General features: G+C 39.3%; 18 protein-coding genes, 1 tRNA gene and 1 riboswitch. Of the genes, 15 read left to right on the plus strand and 4 right to left on the minus strand.

Annotated elements, in window-relative coordinates; genetic code table 11:
* The first annotated feature begins 24 nt into the window (after positions 1-24).
* Together HWQ37_RS20850 and HWQ37_RS20855 are read left to right on the plus strand one after the other, a co-directional pair.
* Positions 25-1,695, plus strand: a complete 1,671-nt coding sequence (locus HWQ37_RS20850) for a dipeptide ABC transporter ATP-binding protein (RefSeq protein ID WP_292750416.1) — start codon at positions 25-27, stop codon at positions 1,693-1,695.
* Between the two features lie 144 nt (positions 1,696-1,839).
* Positions 1,840-2,346: a GNAT family N-acetyltransferase gene (locus HWQ37_RS20855; RefSeq protein WP_292750418.1), complete on the plus strand. Its 507-nt coding sequence runs from the start codon at positions 1,840-1,842 to the stop codon at positions 2,344-2,346.
* 278 nt (positions 2,347-2,624) lie between these two features.
* Here HWQ37_RS20855 and HWQ37_RS20860 read toward each other — a convergent pair whose 3' ends face one another.
* The gene (locus HWQ37_RS20860) at positions 2,625-3,128 is read right to left on the minus strand and encodes a 2TM domain-containing protein (RefSeq protein ID WP_292750420.1); all 504 of its coding nucleotides are present in this window, start codon (positions 3,126-3,128) and stop codon (positions 2,625-2,627) included.
* 367 nt (positions 3,129-3,495) lie between these two features.
* Here HWQ37_RS20860 and HWQ37_RS20865 point away from each other — a divergent pair, with 367 nt between their 5' ends.
* The 3 genes from HWQ37_RS20865 to HWQ37_RS20875 all read left to right on the plus strand — a co-directional run bounded on the left by HWQ37_RS20865 (position 3,496) and on the right by HWQ37_RS20875 (position 7,183).
* Positions 3,496-4,212 (plus strand): ROK family protein, encoded by a 717-nt coding sequence (locus HWQ37_RS20865; protein WP_292750422.1) that lies wholly within the window; start codon positions 3,496-3,498, stop codon positions 4,210-4,212.
* A gap of 357 nt (positions 4,213-4,569) precedes the next feature.
* The gene (locus tag HWQ37_RS20870; protein WP_292750424.1) at positions 4,570-6,612 is read left to right on the plus strand and encodes a DNA cytosine methyltransferase; all 2,043 of its coding nucleotides are present in this window, start codon (positions 4,570-4,572) and stop codon (positions 6,610-6,612) included.
* 16 nt (positions 6,613-6,628) lie between these two features.
* On the plus strand, positions 6,629-7,183 hold the full coding sequence (locus HWQ37_RS20875; RefSeq protein ID WP_292750426.1) for a peptidoglycan-binding domain-containing protein: 555 nt from the start codon (positions 6,629-6,631) through the stop codon (positions 7,181-7,183).
* A gap of 133 nt (positions 7,184-7,316) precedes the next feature.
* Here the strand turns inward: HWQ37_RS20875 and HWQ37_RS20880 are convergent, their stop codons facing one another.
* Positions 7,317-9,737 (minus strand): sucrose synthase, encoded by a 2,421-nt coding sequence (locus HWQ37_RS20880; RefSeq protein ID WP_292750428.1) that lies wholly within the window; start codon positions 9,735-9,737, stop codon positions 7,317-7,319.
* Between the two features lie 799 nt (positions 9,738-10,536).
* On the opposite strand from HWQ37_RS20880, the gene HWQ37_RS20885 reads away from it, so the two are divergent.
* The 5 genes from HWQ37_RS20885 to HWQ37_RS20905 all read left to right on the plus strand — a co-directional run bounded on the left by HWQ37_RS20885 (position 10,537) and on the right by HWQ37_RS20905 (position 16,258).
* Entirely contained in the window at positions 10,537-11,652 is a 1,116-nt protein-coding gene (locus HWQ37_RS20885) for a glycoside hydrolase family 5 protein (protein ID WP_292750430.1), read from the plus strand.
* Between the two features lie 385 nt (positions 11,653-12,037).
* Entirely contained in the window at positions 12,038-13,447 is a 1,410-nt protein-coding gene (locus HWQ37_RS20890) for a tetratricopeptide repeat protein (RefSeq protein ID WP_292750432.1), read from the plus strand.
* Between the two features lie 252 nt (positions 13,448-13,699).
* Entirely contained in the window at positions 13,700-14,893 is a 1,194-nt protein-coding gene (locus HWQ37_RS20895; RefSeq protein ID WP_292750434.1) for an MFS transporter, read from the plus strand.
* Positions 14,894-15,000: 107 nt separating this feature from the next.
* Positions 15,001-15,393: a PqqD family protein gene (locus HWQ37_RS20900; RefSeq protein WP_292750436.1), complete on the plus strand. Its 393-nt coding sequence runs from the start codon at positions 15,001-15,003 to the stop codon at positions 15,391-15,393.
* Between the two features lie 67 nt (positions 15,394-15,460).
* Complete coding sequence (locus HWQ37_RS20905) at positions 15,461-16,258, plus strand: glycosyltransferase family 2 protein (protein WP_292750437.1); 798 nt, start codon at positions 15,461-15,463, stop codon at positions 16,256-16,258.
* A gap of 404 nt (positions 16,259-16,662) precedes the next feature.
* On the opposite strand, the gene HWQ37_RS20910 is transcribed toward HWQ37_RS20905, so the two are convergent.
* Positions 16,663-16,735 (minus strand) — tRNA-His (locus HWQ37_RS20910).
* Positions 16,736-16,859: 124 nt separating this feature from the next.
* On the opposite strand from HWQ37_RS20910, the gene HWQ37_RS20915 reads away from it, so the two are divergent.
* The 3 genes from HWQ37_RS20915 (at position 16,860) to cobA (ending at position 18,995) form a co-directional block, all read left to right on the plus strand.
* A complete protein-coding gene (locus tag HWQ37_RS20915; protein WP_292750438.1) occupies positions 16,860-17,252 on the plus strand; it encodes a DUF4359 domain-containing protein in 393 nt (130 codons plus the stop codon).
* A 241-nt stretch (positions 17,253-17,493) separates the two neighbouring features.
* Entirely contained in the window at positions 17,494-18,219 is a 726-nt protein-coding gene (locus tag HWQ37_RS20920; protein ID WP_292750440.1) for a sirohydrochlorin chelatase, read from the plus strand.
* Entirely contained in the window at positions 18,216-18,995 is a 780-nt protein-coding gene (gene cobA, locus HWQ37_RS20925) for a uroporphyrinogen-III C-methyltransferase (RefSeq protein WP_292750442.1), read from the plus strand. The genes HWQ37_RS20920 and cobA overlap by 4 nt, the downstream gene beginning before the upstream one ends.
* A 96-nt stretch (positions 18,996-19,091) precedes the next feature.
* On the opposite strand, the gene HWQ37_RS20930 is transcribed toward cobA, so the two are convergent.
* Positions 19,092-20,543, minus strand: coding sequence for a flavin monoamine oxidase family protein (locus HWQ37_RS20930; protein ID WP_292750444.1), 1,452 nt, complete (start codon positions 20,541-20,543; stop codon positions 19,092-19,094).
* A 354-nt stretch (positions 20,544-20,897) separates the two neighbouring features.
* Positions 20,898-21,069: riboswitch (cobalamin riboswitch) on the plus strand.
* 22 nt (positions 21,070-21,091) lie between these two features.
* Between HWQ37_RS20930 and HWQ37_RS20935 the strand changes: the two genes are divergently transcribed.
* Together HWQ37_RS20935 and HWQ37_RS20940 are read left to right on the plus strand one after the other, a co-directional pair.
* Positions 21,092-21,511 carry a DUF1636 family protein gene (locus HWQ37_RS20935; protein ID WP_292750454.1) on the plus strand — a complete coding sequence of 140 codons (420 nt, stop codon included), beginning with the start codon at positions 21,092-21,094 and terminating at the stop codon, positions 21,509-21,511.
* Positions 21,508-22,182: cobalt-precorrin-6A reductase (locus tag HWQ37_RS20940; protein WP_292750446.1), on the plus strand; the 675-nt coding region annotated here is incomplete at its 3' end. The genes HWQ37_RS20935 and HWQ37_RS20940, both read left to right, overlap by 4 nt.

The following is a 22,182-nucleotide window of genomic DNA, read 5'->3' on the forward strand; positions in this document are numbered from 1 at the left end:
GTAGCTCAGGGCTGATAACTAACTATGAGTGAAGCCTTATTCTGTATCGAAAATCTGCGAGTTGCCTATCCTCAACGGAGTGGAGAAGAAGCAAGCTGGGCGGTTGATGATGTATCTTTGACCTTGCAACCAGGTGAAAGAATGGGATTGGTGGGAGAATCGGGTTGTGGTAAATCAACTATCGGACGGGCAGTAATGCGTTTACTACCATCCTCTAGTCGGATTGAAGGACGGGTGACATTTCAAGGACAGTCGGTGTTTGATTTGACACCTAACCAGTTGCGGAAATTTCGGGGAGAGGCGATCGCCTTAGTTTTTCAAGATCCCATGACACGTCTTGATCCGTTGATGACTATTGGTAAGCATTGTATCGAAACCCTCCAGGCGCACTCACCAGAATTATCAACGCGGTCAGCTAAAGAAAAAGCACTTGCTACTTTGGCAAAGGTGAATATCCCTGCCAGTCGCTGGAGTCAGTATCCTCATGAGTTTAGCGGCGGAATGCGCCAACGGGTAGCGATCGCCTTAGCTTTACTCCTGAGTCCCAAGTTCATTGTTGCCGATGAACCCACCACCAGTTTAGATGTCACCGTCTCCGCGCAGATATTGACAGAATTAACTCGCCTGTGCAGTGAAGAAAATATGGGATTGTTGCTGATATCTCACGATTTAGCAATGGTAGCTGAGTATTGCGATCGCATTGGGGTAATGTACAACGGCAAGATGGTCGAAATGGGTTCTACAGAAAGCGTATTTAGAGAACCTCAACATGAATACACGCGATCGCTCCTAAAAGCAGCTTTACACATTCAAGCAGTAACTGATACTGGAGAATTGATAATTGTTAATGACTCAGAAAAGCAATTACCGATTATCAATGAGAAATCCCCAATTTTGAGCGTCACAGAACTCAAGCAACACTACACCATAGAACCTAACTTTATCGAACGACTGTTTAATACACAAACGCAGACAATTAAAGCAGTAGATGGGATCAACCTGGATATTTATCCAGGAGAAATTCTCGGCTTAGTCGGGGAATCAGGTTGTGGAAAAAGTACACTATCACGAACAATATTGCAACTAATTCGTCCCACTAGTGGCAAAGTTGAGTTTTTAGGACAAGATTTAACTAAACTGTCGCGTCAAGAAATTCGCTCCTCACGGCGACAAATACAAATGGTCTTTCAAGATCCTCACGCTTGTCTCAATCCAGCCATGACAGTGGGACAAAGTATCGCAGACCCTTTATTTATCCACAATCTTGCTAATTCTAGTAAGGCAAAAGAACAGGTTTTATGGATGTTAAATAAAGTTGGGTTAACACCGCCAGAAGTGTATTATGAGCGTTATCCATCAGATTTGTCTGGTGGACAACAGCAACGAGTAGCGATCGCTCGGGCTTTGATTACTCACCCTAAACTTTTAATCTGCGATGAACCAGTGAGTATGCTAGATGCTAGCGTCCAGTCGCAAGTCCTGGATTTGATGTTGCAACTAAAAGAAGAGTTTGAGTTAACTTATCTATTCATCACTCATGACCTTTGGTTAGCAAGATTTTTGTGCGATCGTATTGCCGTGATGAATGGCGGTAAAATTGTCGAACTTGGTCTGACAAAAAAGATTTTTGCCAATCCTCAGCACCCTTATACCAAAACCTTACTAGCTGCTGCTCCCTTACTAGCACGAGCATAAAATTAGGAGTTATGAGTTTAAAATTCTTAACTCTTAACTTCTAACTCATTCATACAACAATTACGATAGAAGCCGTAAAATTGCTACTGTTAACACTGTATTATTTTTGAATATTTTCTGAAGATTTTTTCCGAGACGGTAGCAATGACTATTCGCCATGCGACTGAAACTGACTTACCTGCAATTGTGGAAATATATAATACTGCAATTCCTAGCCGCATGGCAACGGCTGACTTAGAACCAGTATCGGTGGAAAGTCGCCTTGCTTGGTTTAAAGCGCGATCGCCTTCACAACGCCCACTTTGGGTAATTGAAGTAGACGGAGTAATTGCTGGATGGCTTAGTTTTCAATCCTTTTACGGGCGACCGGCTTATAATACGACTGCCGAAATTAGTATTTACATAGCCCCTAACTTTCATCGATGTGGTTTGGGAAGGCAACTCTTAGCACAAGCAATTAGCGAAAGTCCTAGTTTGGGTCTAAAGAGCCTAGTATGCTTCATTTTTGCCCACAATCAGCCCAGTTTAAAACTTTTTGAAACATTTGGTTTTCAACGTTGGGGACATTTGCCTAAAATTGCCGAACTCGACAGCGTTGAACGGGACTTAGTGATTATGGGACTGCGAATTATTGACACTCCCCGTCGATAAATCGACAGGGATTCTTGGTTCAACGAAACCACTTAACCTAGAGTCCTTGCGTCATCTAGACTTTCCACTATCATTACTATAGTATATTGGTACACTAGACCTCTTGCATAAGTCGAATAGACACTTGTGTGCATACCGTAGCCAATACATACGGGGAGGGTTAGGGTGGGGTAAAACTGACGCGAAAAACCAGGTGAGTAAACTACTTCAGACTTGTGTATATACCGTAGCCCGTTTCTGGGGGGAATTAAGTAGAGATGGGTTGGGAAAAGTTTTGATTAAGCTTGTAATACCTTAAACCACTTATTCAAAACTGTGCTGATGGTTTTTTTAATCTGATGATTGCGACTCCACTTTTGGAATGCCATTTCATACTCTTCACCTTTAATTTGAAAAGTATTCCAGACATCAAGCCCTATAGGTAATCCGCAGAATAATAAAATATACAGCGACCAAGAAATTCCGCCACCAGTGATTAAATCAACCAGTATAAAAAAGCCATTGAAAATTGCATATTTGCTTAGACGCTTCTGAAATCTTCTGATGCGGTAGATGTCAAAAGCTTTTCGCTGTTGAACTTGTCCCTGTTGCAATATCCAATCGCGTTCTGCTAATTTTAAAGACTCAGGTGAGATTTCTAACTCAGCAGCAATTTCTAATATATGCTCATAAGAAAATTCTGTGTCTTTATCATCTGCTTGACGAGCGATCGCTAAATGCAGAATTTGTTGGACATCTTCTTGGCTATACGAGCGGATGCTTTGAGGTTCAAACGCCGTCATAATTCTTTCTCTTATATTACTTTCAATAGAAATTTGCTGCCCGATAGATTTTAAGCAGCTACGCCAGTACTATCTCTATTATTCTTAGATTAACAAATCTAGATGCTGTCTGGCATCGAATGTATGGGATTTTTAACTTTGGGCGTTAGGAGTGCTGAGTTAGGAGTTAGGAGTTAGGAGTTAAAAGTAGAGACGCGATTAACCCAAGTCTTTCCAAGAGTTAGGAGTTTTGTTTATCTCCTTGTCTCCCTTGTCTCCCTCATCTCCCACTCCCCACCAATATAAAGACTCTCCAAACATCCAAGATATTATCAAATGCAGCAGAGCATAATAACGAAATAACAAGCATTACCAAGGATGTAACTCAATGGTTGAAGAAAATGGATCGATTCGTACCCTATCGGTTGATATTGGCGGTAGTGGGGTAAAAGCTATGGTTTTGGATATTACAGGGCATCCTGTAACGGAAAGAGCGCGTTTAGATACACCTCAACCTGCGACACCGGAGGTTGTAATTAATGCAATTGTGGTGTTAGCCGCCGCTCAAGGTGAATTTCATCGCGTTTCGGTCGGTTTTCCTGGTGTGGTGCGGTGTGGAGTCACAGAAACAGCAGTAAACTTACATCCAGATTGGATCGGATTTGATTTGGAAACAGCATTATTAAAACACTTAAACAAGCCTGTACGGGTGATTAATGATGCAGATATGCAGGGGTTTGGTGCGATCGCAGGTAAAGGTGTAGAATTAGTAATTACTCTGGGTACGGGGTTTGGTTCGGCTTTATTTGTAGATGGTAGGCTGGTACCAAATATGGAAATGGGGCATCATCCGTTTCGCAAAGGAGAGACTTTTGAGCAGCAGTTGGGGCGTGCAGAGTTAGAAAAAATCGGTGATAAAAGATGGAATAGGCGTTTAGAAAAAGCGATCGCATCCTTGCAACATCTGTTCAATTATGATTACCTGTACATTGGCGGTGGTGAAGCTGTAAGAGTCAATTTACAGCTACCTCTAAATGTCAAACTCATCCCCAATATCACTGGTTTATTAGGCGGTATTGCTTTGTGGCGAGATGAAAAAAGGTAAAAATATCGACAACTGAACGTACTAAGCGAGGTCTCTAACCAGGTACACCTACGCATATTTTATTAAGGTGTATTCTTTCTCAACACTTTAAAATCATGTCCGGGTAATTAGTTATGATTACCACATCTATGCAGAAAGCCAGAAACTCTCCCCTTGCTCTCAGCTTACTTTTCCATATCCCGTGAAAAGTCAGGACGATTGCTAAGGCTGAAACGAAGATGTGGTAAGCTTTTCACTAAGTATTTTCTATAATCAGATTGCTAAAAAAACTATGTCATGCCGCTAGATTTTACGAAAAATCGCCGTTTCAGGCACTAAAATTTTCTGAGCGTACAAAAAACCTCTCCTGGCACAGTGATGGCTAACTTTACTACATCAGCCCTCACTCTTCATACTCTTTTTGTTTGGCGAACCTATCAATCTTTTATGACAAATTTTAAAGATACTCAAACTAGTCAACTTACTGTTATTAGTCTCTTCTCAGGGTGTGGAGGTATTGATCTAGGATTTCAAAGACAAGGATTATCAATTATTTGGGCAATTGATAATGACTTAGACTGTGTAGAAACATATCAAAAAAATATAGGCAATCATATTATCAATAAATCAATTTGTGATGTTGATTCAAGAGAAATTCCTAATGCCGATATAATTGTTGGTGGATTCCCATGCCAAGGTTTTTCAGTAGCAAATAAATTTCGGTCAAAAGATGATGAAAGAAATGAACTTTATAATGAAATGTTAAGGATAATACAAGATAAAAAGCCTAAATGGTTTATGTCCGAGAATGTAAAAGGGATTTTAAGTCTAGATGACGGGCTTGTTTTTCAAAAGATTCTAGAAGAATTACAAGAAGTTGGTTATTATGTAACCTATCAACTGGTTAATATGGCTGATCATGGAGTTCCACAAATTAGAAAAAGAGTTATTATTTTAGGTACAAGAAATGACTTGCCTATAGAAGCTAGAGTCAAGCATCCATTACCAGATTATTCTGAAAAAGACAAAAATCTCAAAAAATGGATTACGATTAATTCTGCATTGGAAAAATTAGAATATTTGAAACCAACCACAAATTTATTAGGCTCACAGTATAAAGTTTCATATAGAAACTACACGGGACATAGACAAACCAATGGTGATAAACCATGTCCGACAATTATCGCTAGAGGTAATGGCAAGGGCGGAGTATGTGCAATTCCACACCCTAACGGAATACGGCGATTAAATGTTAGAGAATCAGCATTTATTCAAACTTTTCCATCCGATTTTGAATTTACAGGAAGTATAACCTCAATGTATCGCCAAATTGGTAATGCTGTACCTGTATTATATGCCGAAAAAATAGCACAAGAATTTATAGAAGCTAATAAGAGATTAAAAACCTTTATAGAAAAACAAAATAAAGAAACTAAAAAAATCAATGTTGTTTCTTTATTCTCTGGCGCGGGAGGAATGGACTTAGGCTTTAAAAAAGCTGGGTTTGACATTGTATGGGCAATTGACAACTTTGAAGATGCTGTACAAACATACCGAAAAAATATAGGTAATCATATAATTAATAATAATATTGAAGACTACAACCTAAATGAAATTCCTGATTGTGATGTTCTTATAGGTGGATTCCCATGTCAGGGTTTTTCAATAGCCAATATGAACCGTAGCATTCATGATAATAGAAATATTCTATATGAATATCTTGTCAAAGTAATACAAATTAAAAAGCCCAAAATTTTTATTGCTGAAAATGTAAAAGGTATTCTTAGCCTTGATAAAGGGAAAATTTTTAAAAATATATTAGAAGATTTTCATAAATCTGGGTATAACTGTAAATATGCTATTTTAAATGCTGCGGACTATGGAGTTCCACAAACTAGAGAAAGAGTTATTATTTTAGGACAGAGAGAAGATATAACAATAGAAATTGAATTTCCTCCACAACCGAGTCATTTTAAATCGTATGTATCTGTGGGACAGGCACTTTCCAATTTTCCCGATCCTGACAAGAAACATAATTTGAAAAATCATGTATATTCCAAATTTAAACTAAAGTTTAATGGGTATATATCAAATAGACGTATTAATCCTGACTTACCATGCCCAACTATTACGGCTAGAGGCGATCATAAAGGAGGAGCAATGGTAATGCACCACCCTTCAAATCAACGTAGGTTAACGTGCAGGGAGATGGCTTACATACAAGGCTTTCCTCTCGACTTTGAATTTATTGGCTCAATGACATCTGTTTACCGCCAAATTGCGAACGCACTACCCTACCCTGTTGCAGAAGCAGTTGCATCTTCGGTTTACAAAGCACTGACTAATAATTGTCTGAATGAAAAGTCAGAGGTACTATCCCGGATAGCTACAATGTTGTTGGTTAAAATAAATATTGGTTGAAGTAAAATAAACTAAAATGACTGAAATTGGCCTGATGATGACGGGCGTGTTAACAATAAGACAAGCATCTGGGGCCAATTTGCCACAGCAGCAATTATTGCAAATGGAAAATGACGTAAACCAGTCAAAACAAAGTCAGTTAGAGATAGCTGCTAAAGTTACACCACCTGAATTTATGCAGATAGATGGGATTTCCCAGGCTTCTCTCTCAGCACTGAAACTAGAAAAAGCACACATACTTCAGAAAATCAGCAAAAAGAATCTGGGACTAGTTTCTTCTAAATTAGGTAAGCCTAAGAAGTCTTCTCAGTCTGGAGGTAAAGTCCGTACAAAGGCTACAGGACGGTTCCAGAAGTTTAGTAGCCAACCTCTACCGACTCTTTATTTTGGTAGTTCTGGTATTGCTGTCAGAGCCTTACAACAGCTATTAGTGTCTAACGGTTATGCTGTGAGAGTGGATGGGATTTTTGGCGCACTAACAGAGACTGCTGTTAAAGCCTTTCAAAACCAGCGAAATTTAGGTGTAGATGGAGTAGTTGGTCAACGAACTTGGAGTGCGTTGACAATTTAGTTATTTGTCCTTGGTCATTTGTCCTTATTCATTCGTTCTTAGCTAATAACAAATGACAAGTGACAAATGACCCACGCAAGAGAGAACCACTATAACTAATGTCCTTAGCTAATAGCTAATGACAAATGACAAATTAACGATACTTGTGCTGCTCTAATAGCTGTTGCGCTCTTGGCTTGTAAATTAAATAGAACAAAGCCTCGATATAGCGTAATAAATCTTCCCGATTTTCCTTTGAAGTAAAGTTCCAGAAGCCATAAATCCTTGCTAAGGATAACAGCTTGCTAGTGTGAATTTTCCAAGTGTAGGTGCTGTAAACTCGCTCAATTCCGCGCTGAGAAATTTCATTCCAATAGTTAGGATTTTGTTCGCATTTAGTGATGAATTCGACAATTTTTGTGGCTGTTTCCTCTAAATTTGTCGGGTTAATCAAAAAGCCATTAACCTTATCTTGAATAATCTCTAATGGCCCACCAAACTGTGTGGCAAAAGTCGGTAATCCTGAAACCATCGCCTCTAAAATTGTCAAACCAAAAGCTTCAAATAAAGCTGGTTGTACAAAAATTCCTTGATGATCGGCAATGACTCGGTAAATTTCACCGGAATCAGTTTTAGTCAGGCGCACACCCAACCAACGAATTTTACCGTGGAGATTGTACTGGTCAATTATTTGGTAGAGTTTGATAATTTCGTCGCGTTCTTCGTTGTCACCTGATTCTTCGACACGTAATTTACCTGCTACCAAAATTAAGTTAAAATGCTCTTGTAATACTTTACTTTGACCATAACATTCAGCTAAACCTGTGAGGTTTTTAATGTGGTCAAGACGCGCCATTGAGAAGAGAGGACGCTTATTAGGATCGTCGAGTTTGCCAAAGATTTGTGTGGAGTCTTCCAGAGTAAAGAGTGTTTCTGCAAGGCGTTGGCGATCGCTCTCTACGCGGTCTTTATTTCGGGTGTAGGGAAAGTAATTATTTTCGTTTACTCCAGGCGGCACGACATTAAATTTGGGGCTAAATAATTCAATGCCATTGGTAACATGATACAACTCCGGCATAGTGAAGCACTTATAAGATTCGTACTGTCCCACACTATCAGGTGTCCCGACAATTTCTTGGTAAGTGCTGCTAATCACAAAATTGGCAGCATTCATCGCAATCAAATCAGCTGTGAATTGCAAAGAAAAATGATATTTATCTTCTAATTCTTGCCAGTAGAGGTTACTGAACAAATATTTAGATTTTTCTAAAGCATGGGCAACATTACATTGAGTAACTTTTAGCCGTCGCGCCAGCAAGAATGCGACTAAATTCCCATCAGTATAGTTTCCAACTATTAAGTCAGGTGTGCCGTGAAATTCTGCCCGTAGTTCTCTTTCTGAATCAATGGCGAATGTTTCTAGATAAGGCCAAAACTCAAACCGAGAAATCCAGTTTTGAGTCATGTTAGGGTTAAATTCCCGTAAAGGCACTCGCAAAATCCAGGCATTTTCGGTACCAAGGACTTTTTCTAGCCGTTGATTACAAAGAGTACCATCACTATTGGGAATCAAGCGGGTGAGAATAATCACTTTTGGTTGAACATTCAATCCTTCTAAACCAGCCAGCAGAACATCTTCTTGTAGCTGCTTCTCTAGGCTCTTTGCCTGGTCAAGGACGTACACTACCTGACCGCCGGTATCGGGACGACCCAACACTCCCTCTTGCCCAAACCAGCCGTGAGCTGACACTAGGACGATTTTAAAAATCATCGGAACACGAGAGATGAAAGCTTCTAGGGTCTGAGGATCGGCAGAATCAATTAATTCATCGAGAATATTTAAGGTTTCCCGCACTCGTGCTGCGGTGTTCCCCCAACCCGGCTCAAAACCCATTGACTGCAATTGAAACCGGAATTGTTCGTAGGGTTCATCATCGGGGCGATTATTAACAAAACTGATAGCTTTCTTAACTTGCTCGGAAAGTTGCTGCTGTGATTTAATGCGATCGTTGATTAGCAGCTGGATACCGTTGTATTGGTGCAGACGCAAGAAATTCAACAAACTATCCAGTAATTGTTTGGAGTCTTGAAAAAGTTGACTGGAAAGATAGCGGTTGAGAAATTGTACCCCTTTACCAATATTTTTGGGGTCGCGGATGGTTGGGGAGTAGTCATAAAAGGGGCCAAAATCTAACTCTAGTAGGTCGCCCTCGTTAGGATGAAATTTGTTCACCAAGCGATCGCGCAGATCCAATAAATCCTGCACCGTCATCGGCTCAATGCTTAAGTCTGATGTCAACCAATAAACTTCTTGGCTGGCAATCTTAGAACGGATGATGAAACAGAAGTTTGAGTCCTCCTGAATTATTTCCTGAGTATAGTAAATGAGTTTGCCTAACTCCGAGGAAGTGTAAAAAGCTTCAGGTTTCTGGGACTTAGAGCAATACTCACTATATACATTCAGTATGTCGTTCCGCAGCAAGTACTTCTTTTCTTGTTGGCGTAATTCACTAAGAAAGGAACGCAAATCACTTTTTTCTTCACTATCCAAGACTGCTTGAAGCAATTCAGACATAGCAACTCCACTAAATGACGATGTTTACATTGTTAACTTTCTAGGCGAGACAAATAAGCCTCCACCTTTTTTTGACACATATAAACACGAAATGACACAGATAAATTATATTTATCTGTGTACCTACAAGGATTAACTTTTCAGCAGGTACTTAAATCATGTTCTACTTTACTTAAAGTATCTATGACTCAGTGTTTTTGGATCTCACTAAAGGAATACAATTTTTATTTCTTTTGATAGATGTTAGTAAATAATTGCATCTTAATATTTAAGGCATAACTTATCCATGCCCTAAATTGCTTGATGTAATGGTTATTATATCATTTATTTGCGTGTATTTTGACGATCGGCACATACAGCAGAATTCAGAATTCAGAAGTAAAATAGCAGGGGCAAACGCATCTTATTTACTAATAAAAACTAAAAAGAATACCAAAATTATAATGATTGCATCCACATCGCTACCGCCCAAACTCTTGTTGCAAAGATTACTTTAATCTCGTCTCAGTATTTTCTCACGAATGATTGCGGATTGCTATAGCTTTTAAATAATTGCCAAATTTAAAGGTTATATCATCTCTTCTTAATATTTATCAAATATCTTAATAAAGAGGTTCAGACTAAGAGGTAAGAAAAGCGATCAGTTTGCTTGTAGCCAACAAGAAATTCCCTATTTAGATATTTTCCAGTAATCGATGAAACATGATGGAATTTGGCATATCCAACGTTTGGCTCAAGATTATCTTCACTCTAATACATTAGGTTATCAAGATTTTCTTACAGGATATAATCAATTGCTATGCAAATAGAACCACCACTTTCAACTCTTGGTACAACAATTGTGGATGCGAAAGGTAAGGTAGTATCACTCAGAGGTGTTAATTGGTTTGGTATAGAGACTGATGCACACGTCCCTCATGGTTTGTGGCAACGAGATTATAAACAAATGCTGGCACAGATTGAAAGCTTGGGATATAACTCGATCCGCTTACCTTATTGTGAGACAGCATTGCGATCGCCTGATGTAATTGACATTAAATATATTAACTTTAAAATTAGCAGCAATAAAGAACTCCAAGGTAAAACCGCCTTAGAAGTAATGGACTTAGTTATTCAAGAAGCGGAACGTCAAGGATTGTTAATCTTGCTCGACAGCCACCGCCTTAACGATCGGCAAATTCCAGAATTGTGGTATGGAAACGGTTTTACCGAAGCAGACTGGATTGATACATGGAAAATGTTAGCCACTAGATACAAAAATCAAGCTAACGTTATTGGCGCAGACTTAAAAAACGAGCCTCATGGAAAAGCTAGCTGGGGTGATGATAACGTAGAAACCGACTGGCGATTGGCAGCAGAACGCGCAGGTAATGCCATTCTTAGTGTCAATCCTAATTGGCTTATTGTTGTTGAAGGAGTGAAAAAGAACGTCCCCGGTCAAAAGCTGGAGCATTGGGATGGTGGAAATTTAGAAGGAGTGAAGAACTTTCCGGTGCGTTTATCTCGTTCTGATAAGCTAGTTTATTCCCCTCATGAATATGGGCCAGGGGTTTACAATTTGCCACACTTTTCTGATTTTGACTTTCCTGAAAATCTAATTGAGCGCTGGGAAATAGGATTTAATTATATCGTTAATGAGAATATTGCTCCAGTTTTGATTGGAGAGTTTGGGGGACGAAATGTAGACTCAAGTTCCATAGAAGGAATTTGGCAAAATGAGTTTGTAAAATACATCCAAGCGAATAATTTGAGCTTTATTTACTGGAGTTGGAATCCTAATAGTAGTGATACAGGAGGTATTTTACTAGATGATTGGCAAAATGTTGATTTACCTAAGCATCAATTACTGTCCCAGTTACTCCCATCTATCCCCTATTCAAATGCTGGAGAAACTGAGCAATTATCCTGTGTTTAAATAATTTTTGGTCAAACTGAAAAAATGCTATATTGACACTTGTACCCAAAAAATCTACAGCTAAATCTAGCTTGCCAAATGGCTATGAAGGCAACTCTATAAATATCAATAACTGTGTATTGATTCTGGATTGCTATATCAATTTCATATCATAATGTAGACCTTAATTTTTTCGTAACCACTAATTATCAATAAATTAAAGCAATTGATAATAAAATGGTGATCGGGGTTACTACAGACGTGCCCTCCATTCTGAATTCAACCCCAAATACAGATTTTTGCATACTTGCACTCGCCTTGATAGAACTACGGCTAAGTAATTACAACTTAAGAGATTTGCATTCACCGAAGAAAATATTCTGACGCAAAAACACTGAGTTTAACTATGAAAGAGCAATTATTGACCACTAGCAAATTAGCAGAAACTGCATACCAATTGGCCTCTGTGTGGCAATCGCAGGAAAAAATAGAATTAGCGATCGCTCTTTATCAAGAAGCTTTAAATTTGGAACCAAATTATCTACCAGCATATCAAAAGCTAGGCGATATCATCGTTAAAGAAGGGCGAGTAGAAGAAGGACTTGAATATTATGAAAAAGCATTATATATTAACTTTGATGCCACAACTTTATCTTCATACTATGCTTATCTAGGTTTGCCAGAAACAATTCTGAATCATCAAAGTATACAAACCCCAAAATCTAATTTCTCTCCAGCTTCTTATATAGAAGATAATCTGAATGGAAAAATTAGTTTATTCGACCAAAAAACTTTTGACTGTCATAGAAGTGGTTGGAACTTCGTTACCAATGCATTAAAACCTCTGCATAATAGTCAAGGTATCCTATTTGATGGATTTATTGAAAATAGGTTTCTCTGGAATTATCGACGACCAGATAAATTATCTTCTATAATTTTAGAAAAAATTAAACAAGATGGTACATTCAATCTAATAGCAACTGTAGAGGAAAGAGGAATTATACCATATACAAAACCGTGGGTAGGTATTATCCATAATCCACAAAGAATGCCAACTTGGTTTCAATATCGACAATCTCCCCAAGAACTTTTTGCTAAGGAAACTTGGAAAAAAAGCTTAGATTCTTGTGTTGGTTTATTTTCGTTATCCGAATACCATGCTCAATGGCTACGCGAACAAACAGGAAAACCAGTCTCTACTTTAATTCATCCAACAGAAATACCAGAAATGCAATTCAATTTCAGTAAGTTTTTAGCTAATTCTGAGAAGAAAATTGTACAGATTGGTTGGTGGTTAAGAAAGTTGAGCGCAATCTATCAATTACCTATTGCCAAAAATAATCCTTTAAACTTGGAAAAGATTAGATTAGTACCTATGTTTTGCGAAAATGCAGATAAACAACAAGAAGAAATTATAGAGAGAGAAAAAATTATTAACAATATAACAATAGAACCAATTTTTCTAAGCAATACTAGAGAAATAAAACATTTATCAAATACGGAGTATGATATACTCCTGTCAGAAAATATAGTCTTTATAGAATTGTATGACTCTAGTGCTAATAATGGAGTTATCGAATGTATAGCCAGAGCTACTCCACTTTTAATTAATCCTTTACCGGCGGTTGTAGAGTATCTTGGTAAAGATTACCCCATGTACTTTACTAGTTTGTCAGAAGCAGCAGAAAAAGCTTTAGATACTGCATTAATTTTAGATACTCACAATTATTTACTTAATTGTGAAACCAGGAAAAAGCTATCTCAAGAGTATTTTCTGAAAAGTTTTGAGGAAAGTGAAGTTTATCAATTGATCTAAGCGGATTGGCGTTGCTGAATCAAAGTGTGAATTGCCTAATCACCTCAAGCTTGCGATCGCAATGCTGGGGAACCGTACTTGAGATAATGTATAACTCTAATTGAATAGACAATTTAAGCAGTTCCTGGAACTGAAAGTTACAAAAACTTTTGCCATATAGCCGATCCAGAACACGATCATTTGAGCTTTGATGACTAAAAAGTAAATGACAAAAAGTTACTTACCCAATAATTCGGTAAACTAAAGTGTATTATGCGAGCATTTCAATTACAAAAGACTTATAAAACTAAGATTGGTGTAGCTATAGCATTTTACGCATTTCTAGTCATGGGCATCTCCAATAATGTAATTGGAGTTTTACTACCCTCGCTTCAGGCAACCTACAACTTAACCCCCGCAAGCCTTACAACACTTTTTCTTAGCCAAATAGGTGGTGCCATATTTGCAGGATTAACAAGCAGTCTGCTAAGTAAACGTATAGGATTTGCTCGAATGCTATTGTTAGCTTCTATTATGCTGACTAGTGCCTTGGTAATTTACGCATATAGTAATCACTGGTTTGTCATGGTTGCATCCGCAGCACTATTGGGTATAGGAGGTGGATTAATTGATTCTGGCATAAATATTTACATCACTAATCAACAACGTAGCTCCAATTTAATCGTTTTTTTACATGCCTTTTATGGCATTGGTGCATTGCTTGGTTCTGCCGCTGCGACGACTTTACTAGCGATAGGATTAAACTGGCGATTTGTCTATTTACAAACTGCTGGTCTTGTTGGACTGATGGTTGTAGCAATGATCTGGGTAATCGTTTACAACTACAAACCGATGAGCTTGTACATGACAGCTTCTGGTACTAATGCTAAAGCTAATCTACGTCTAGCTCTGAATACACCCACAGTGCTAGTATGTGGTTTATTGTCCTTCATTTATGTAGGCACAGAAATTTCTATAGGAAACTGGGCTTACAGTGTCCAGAGCATCAGTAGAAATACACCAGAATTACTTGCAGGTTACAGTGTCAGCGCCTATTGGTTAGGAATCACAGTTGGACGCTTAGGTATGGGGAGTTTAATGAAGCGATGGGGTGCAGTTCGCGCCATTGATTTCTCTTTTGTGCTTCTGATGAGCGGGCTGGTAATTTGGTGGTTGTTGCCAAATCAGTTATGGAGTCTGCCTTTAATTGGTTTTGCTCTTGCTGTCATCTACCCCGCGACGATTGGGTTATTGCCACAACGCATATCTGAAACTTTAGTACCATCTGCCATCAGTTTTATGACCAGTGCTTCCTATTTAGGTGTTGCGACAACTTTAACTGTAGTGAACTCCCTTGCTGAATATTCAGGACTAGAAAGCATTCCCATCTTAATGGTGTTTATGGGAGCCTTAATGGTAGTTCTAAATCGCTGGTTAGTAAAGTATGCAATAGCTAAAAAGCACTGAAGGGTTAGAACTAGAAAAATAACAATAGTCTCTAACTTGCGAAGGTTTGCTGTTATAAAGGGTTTCAATTTATTTTACTGTATTCAAAAATAGAAATCACTGTAATTATGTCTACAAACTACAAAATCAATAGCCCAAAAGTTATTCATGAAACAATTGATGGTGAAGTCGTAGTCGTTAATCTTGATGAAAAAGATTATTATAGTCTATTAAAAGTTGCTGCTGATATTTGGAATAGAATTGAAAGAGGAATTTCCAAAGAAAATATTATTGCAGAACTTTCTCAGCAGTATAATCATAACTGTGAAGAAATTGAAAGCTCTATAAATAGCTTTTTAAAAGAACTAGAACTAGAGCAACTTATTATGCTAACTACGAATAATGTATTGACAAGTAAAAGTGGTTATAATACAACAATTCAAACACAGGTAACTCAAGCAAAGTTGGAATTTGAACCGCCAATCTTAGAGAAATTTACTAATATGAAAGATTCACCTTGAAATATAACTACTACAATTAGTAACGTTCAATCAGGCATTAAAAAAATTAATTTATATTATTGATTTTATGATGAAAAACGAAGATTTTTATGTAAGTGTGATTGTTCCCGTATACAACGGAGAAAAGTTCTTAGCTGAAGCTATACAAAATATTCAAAAGCAAAACTATCAGCCTTTAGAAATTATTGTTATTGATGATGAATCTACCGATAATACTGCTGAAATAGCCGCAGAATTTAAGGACACGATCCGCTATATTTATCAAACTAATAGTGGACCTTCAGCCGCACGGAATCGGGGAATTAGAATTGCTCAGGGAAATGTCATCGCTTTCCTAGATGTTGATGATTTGTGGTCAGATAATGCACTCCAACTGCAATTAGAATGTTTAGCTGCTAACCCCTCAATCGAAATTATCCAGGGACTAATACAAGAAATGCATCTCGATACTTCGATCACAGATGAAGATAAGTTAATTTTTAAGCCATATTCTAAACCCTATTATTCTGTTAACCTTGGTAGCGGTATTTACCGCAAGTCAGTATTTGATAAAGTTGGTTTATTTAACGAAAAGTTTAGTGATAATGAAGATACAGAATGGTTTTTTAGAGCTTGGAAGAATGATATTTATAAATATTTTTTGAAACAGGTGACACTTTTTTATCGCAAGCATAACACCAATATAAGTTTGAAACAAATAAATCCAGCTAATTTAGGTTTACTGAAGATATTAAGAACCCAGATAAATATGTATCGTCAGCAGGGAAATTTTACAACTGAAAAATTCTTGGATTTAGATAAATTTTTTCAGTATGCAGGTCTGTCATCAGGGCAAACGCATCTAAATATTGACGAGCCTGGATAAAAGTGAAATTTAATGATCTGCCAAATTTGTGACAGTATAATTAATCTGACTACTTAACAAGTACTGGCAATAGTTAAGTTTAGTAAATCTCATAAAATAGAGGATTGTTTTTATGCGTCTTCAACTAATTTTCTCATGATTTGAAGAATACTTAACACAGCCGATTACTGTTAATAATTTCAGCAATGCCATCTAGGTACGCCACTTTTATTTAGTACATATTTACTATAAAAATCCGATCGCCCTGTGCCAGTTGCGTAAGTCCTGTACAGTTCTGGTAGATTGGGTAATACCAATTCAATTAATGATTGCAACAAATCCTTGTTAAAGTGATGGTTATGAGGGTTCACACCATCTAACCCACCTTTTACAGGAGTATAGAGTAATAATATGAAATTATGTAGGGCGAACGATGGGAATTGAACCCACGAATGGTGGTACCACAAACCACTGCCTTAACCACTTGGCTACGCTCGCCATTCAACAATTTGAATTATAGCAATAATTTGGCAAGCGATCAAGAGTTTTTGTTCAAGGAACGGACTTAGTTGATTTAGAGTCTCTGGAATCTAACAATTACAATGAATTTTACTTGGCAAATATGAAACCATTGACCATCATCGCGTATACTGGAGCAGCAGTAGGACTCGCCGCCTTGGGTGTGACAATGGCGAAAACCAATCCCAGTCAGGTTGAATATGAAGAATATGCAGTTCAACGGCTGACAAAATACTTAAAAACCGATGTATGTAAAAAAACTACGAATATTATTGAAAATTTAATCCGTTTTAATTGTGATAAGTTGGTTGATTCGGCTAACCCACAAATTCAAGAAATTATTGCCAGGACTACAGAAAGGCAAGACTACGTTATTTTTAGTGTTTACCGTACAGATTTAAAAATAAATTCTTGGATACCTTCTTACAAATTTGAAACGGTGGGAGCTTTCGATCAATTTTATACTTATACCGCCGAAGAACAATCAGGTAAGTAGTCGTGGGAGAATATACAGCAGAATTTAGGAGTCAGAATGCGCGGCGCTAATAGGAGTAAAATAGGCTTTATACCTGGTTTTGAAAAGAATCGTTGTGTATTTTATAACTTGAAATTGTCTGTAAAAATGATTAAGAACACTTCTATTAATAATTGATCATAGTTTCAATAATTATCAGAGTACTTATTATTCCCAGCTTCATTTTAAGTAAAAATAGTAACTGAGAGTTCAAGTTTTGCCGATGTCATCTGCCTATTTGTTATTATCTCACGGAAGTAGCGATCGCCGCCCAGAAATTGCTATGCAGCAACTAGCTGGGCTGGTATGTCAGAAATTGTCAAGCGAACATTTGGTTGGCATAGCTGCTTTAGAAATGAGTCTTCAACCTTTACACGAGCAGATTCAACAATTTGCTAAGAGGGCTTTTGGCGATTATACGCTGTCTCAAAATAAGAATCGCTTAAAAATTGTACCGCTATTTTTGCTGCCGGGAGTCCATGTGATGACAGATATTCCCGCCGAAGTAGCACTAGCACAAGAGACTCTTGGTCAAGATGTGATGATTGAGTTGCAACCATATTTAGGCTCTCACCCGAATTTAGAGAAATTGCTGGCAAAGCAAATAGCTACTATCAAAGCAGAAGCATGGATTCTATTAGCTCATGGTAGTCGTCGCCCGGGTTCTCAAGAAAGTGTGGAAGCAATGGCGGCGAGTTTGGGAGCAATGGCTGCTTATTGGGCTGGGCCTCCTAGTTTAGAATCGCGGGTGAAAGAGTTGGTAACTGCTGGTTATCGGGAGATTGCCATCTTACCATACTTCTTATTCGCTGGTGGCATAACCGATGCGATCGCCACCTCCATAGAGAAGCTAAAATTACAATTTTCTGCGGTGAATTTCCAATTGGCAAAGCCACTGGGAGCAAGTGCAGAATTAGCCGAGCTAATTTGGGATTTAACAGATAGATGAACCGCACAGAAAAACAGGAGAACAAGTATTTGGGAAAGGTTTATTTAGTAGGTGCGGGGCCAGGAGATCCAGGATTAGTTACCCTGAAAGCCAAAGGTTTATTAGAATGTGCAGATGTAGTGATCTATGATGCCTTGGTGAGTCCGGCAATTCTGGCGATGATTAATCCCCAAGCCGAGCAAATTAATGCTGGTAAGCGTGCGGGGAGACATTCATTGTTGCAATCAGAAACAACTCAATTGCTGATTGATAAAGCCCAGCATAATGCAATTGTAGTGCGACTTAAGGGTGGCGATCCGTTTATTTTTGGTCGCGGTGGCGAAGAGATGGAAGAATTAGTTAAAGCTGGGATCTCAACAGAAGTAGTGCCAGGTATCACATCGGGAATTGCCGCAGCAGCCTACTCAGGTATACCTTTGACTCATCGGCTGTATAGTTCGTCAGTGACATTTGTAACTGGTCACGAGGCGGCGGGTAAGTATAGACCGATAGTGAATTGGAGTGCGATCGCTCACGGTTCCGAAACCATTGTAATTTATATGGGAATTCACAATTTGCCTTATATTGTGGAACAATTAACTGTCGCTGGCTTGAATTTAGAAACGCCTATTGCTTTGGTGCGCTGGGGTACACGACCAGAACAAGAAGAATTGATCGGTACTTTAGAGACAATTGTAGAACAGGTAGAGCAAATTGGATTTGGCGCACCTGCGATCGCAGTTATTGGACAAGTCGTGAAGATGCACAGTATTTTATCTGGTTGTCGTCCAGTTTGATTGTTGGCGGCAGCAATTCTGATTATGAGAATGGTGATCGCTACTTGATAGTAGAACTAACGGGACTTAAACATTAAGTAAGAGTAAAAACGATTGTCATTGTGCTTGGGGCGATAACAAACCAATGCGAGCCAAAATCTCGCTGCTGACTCGCTCTCCCGATTCCAGTGCCGATTCCATCCCACCAGATGCGATCGCGGTATGTTCACCTGCAAAATGAATTCGCTGCCAGGGTTTAGCCATTTTGTTTTGAAAGCGCCGGATTTGTCCGGGGGCGAAGTGGGAATAAGCACCCAGAGCATAGCGATCGCGTCCCCAAGAAACAACGCGCAGAATCTCGACATTTTCCTCTGTTCCAGGGCGAATTCGCGTCAGTTCCGAGGAAACATATTTGGCTAATGCGTCTGCACTCATGGCATCCAACTGCTTGGCATTGGTTCCATTTGCCCAGCAGACTAAGCTTTGCACTCGCCCCTGCTTATCCCGAACCGGCAACACACTTTCAAGTAGTGAGTCTGTCCACATCATCGGCGGATAGCCATCAGTTTCCCAGAACGGATGACGAACCGTAAAGCGAATTTGCGTCACTGCTGTATAGGGCAACTCCTGCACCGCCTGTGCCTGTATTTTTGGTAATGGTGGGGTTATTTCTACCTGGCGCAGCACCGAAAACGGCAACGTCACCACAGCATAATCAGCATCGAATTTCGAGCCGTCTGAGCAGCAAACTTTTACACTCGTTGTCTGAGAGCGAATCGACTCTACTACTTTGTTTAACTGCACAGGAGACTTGAGAGAGGCTGCCATCTTTTCTGGCAAACGACTGTTACCACTCTGAATATGCATTGGGTGCTGGCTGCGAGTTTGGGCGCGCTGGTCATTCCGTAATGCCCATAGTGCAGAGGTAGTATTTATATTGTTGAACAAAGAACCTGGATTAAAGTTGATTAATCGTAAAGCTTCATTTGAGGCACCTTGAGCGCGGAGATATTTGTCTAAGGGAATATCTAGAGATGAATATTTTGGGTTGAGCCAAGCGCTTGCATTTTCTAGGGGATTGTGTTTGCGGAGGTAATGACTCAACAATTTTTGGGGAAGTAAAGAATGTTCGCTTTTTGCCAACTGGTTAGCGGCAGAAGTAGCCCAGTTTTTTTCAAGTACTGCTTGCCCTCTAATATACAGCAGCGATTCCTTATCTAAGCCAAGGCTTGGTTCCATTTGGACTTGCAAGCGTTCCGCCAGTGCTAACAAGCGCCGATATTTTTCGCTCAAAGATTGTGCCCCGGCTTCTGGCTTACCGGGGATATCGTCTAAAGTATGGATGCGACCACCGACGCGATCGCGTGCCTCTAAAACCGTCACAGACAAACCCTTGGCTTCTAACAACAACGCTGTATATAAACCAGACAGACCCGCACCGAGAACCAGCACTGAAGTCGGCTTGCTTGCCGCCACCACTTGCCCAGATGCCCGACCGAGAACGAGTAATGCCAATGCTGATTGGCTCGCGCCCCATAAGAATTCGCGGCGATTCCAGCTTTTTGTCATGTTCTTATTCCTTTGAAGTTTTGGGTGTCAACTGCCGGCGATGTCAAACGAAAAGTGTTTCTCAACTTTTTCATCTCCAAGCGACTCAAACAAAACAAACATCTTCTTTAAATGCGATCGCTATTTCCTGGATCTATTTTTTAACAAGTTCTTTGTCTAATAACTACTTCTCCATTTTCGTATGCGAGCGCCTTCGCAAGATCCTAAGTCATCAAAATTAAAGAGATACAAAAACCATATCTTTTACTGGAAATTTTGTATAGTTTTTAATGATATCGATAATTATTATCATAATGAAAATCGCTGTGTTGGCACAAAGCTTGTTGTTTCGCATTCTCAGATGAGCCTAGTGTATGATCGATAAGGTTATTCGGTTCTGGTGGGAGTCAGCTACCAGAGGTAACGGGGAAAGTTCGGTGCAAATCCGGCACTGTCCCGCAACTGTGAACGAATTTGAGATTCAGGAACTAAATCGAAAATCTCAAATTGAGTGAGTCAGGATGCCCGCCGAAATAGATTTATTAGTTTCCCATATCTGCGAGGTACAGATGACTACGACTGTAAATATTTCCCCAGCCACTCCAATGGAAGTTGCTGAACATACTTTATTTGTTTGCAAAACCTGCGCCAGTGTTTGGCAAAATGGGAAACGCTTAGGTGAAAGTGGTGGCGAAAAACTTCTACACCAACTTCAGCAGCTGGCACAAGATTGGGAGTTACGAGAGCAATTTCCGATTCAAGAAGTTGAATGTATGAGTGCTTGTAATCGTTCTTGTGTAGTCGCCTTTAGTGCCAAAGGTAAATTAACATATTTATTTGGTGATTTAGCCGTTGATGGTAGTGCATCTGCGGTACTGGAATGTGCTAGTCAATACTATGCTAAAGCAGATGGTTTACTGCCTTGGTCAGAACGTCCAGAAGCTATGAAGAAAGGCATTTTAGCAAAGATTCCACCTTTATCTAAATGATCCGCGTTTTGATTCTCGGTGGGACGGGAGATGCAGCAGAACTAGCGGCCAGAGTGGCGACTATCCAAGGGTTAGAAGTAATCACCTCTCTAGCTGGCCGCACCCGTGAACCATCAGTACCCTTGGGCGATTTACGAGTTGGAGGCTTCGGGGGCGTGGCTGGATTGGCTAACTATTTGCGAGTTATGGAAATCGACTTGTTAATTGATGCAACCCATCCTTTCGCTAATCAGATTTCCTTCAATGCGGCAGATGCAGCAACGGAAGTTAGAGTACCCCGTCTGATGTTAATCCGTCCGCCTTGGGAAAAAGTAAGTGGCGATCGCTGGATTGAAGTTGATCATGTTGAAGCCGCAGCAACAACCCTGCAAAACCAGTCACAGCGAGTATTTTTGACAGTTGGAAGGCAAGAACTCGCCGCTTTTGCTCACTTAGAGAAAATTTGGTTTTTGATGCGGATGATTGACCCTCCTGGCGATGATGCTTTAGTACCACAGGGGATGATATTGTGCGATCGCGGGCCATTTAACCTCAATAATGAGAGACAAATTCTGATTCAGAATCACATTGATACCATCGTCAGTAAAAATAGCGGTGGTAATGCCACAAAGCCCAAAATTATTGCAGCGCGAGAACTGGGTGTAAAGGTTGTGATGGTAAATCGTCCAGCC

Origin of the sequence: Nostoc sp. NMS4 (assembly GCF_017115095.1) — a bacterium.
In the GTDB taxonomy this organism is placed as follows: Bacteria; Cyanobacteriota; Cyanobacteriia; order Cyanobacteriales; family Nostocaceae; genus Nostoc.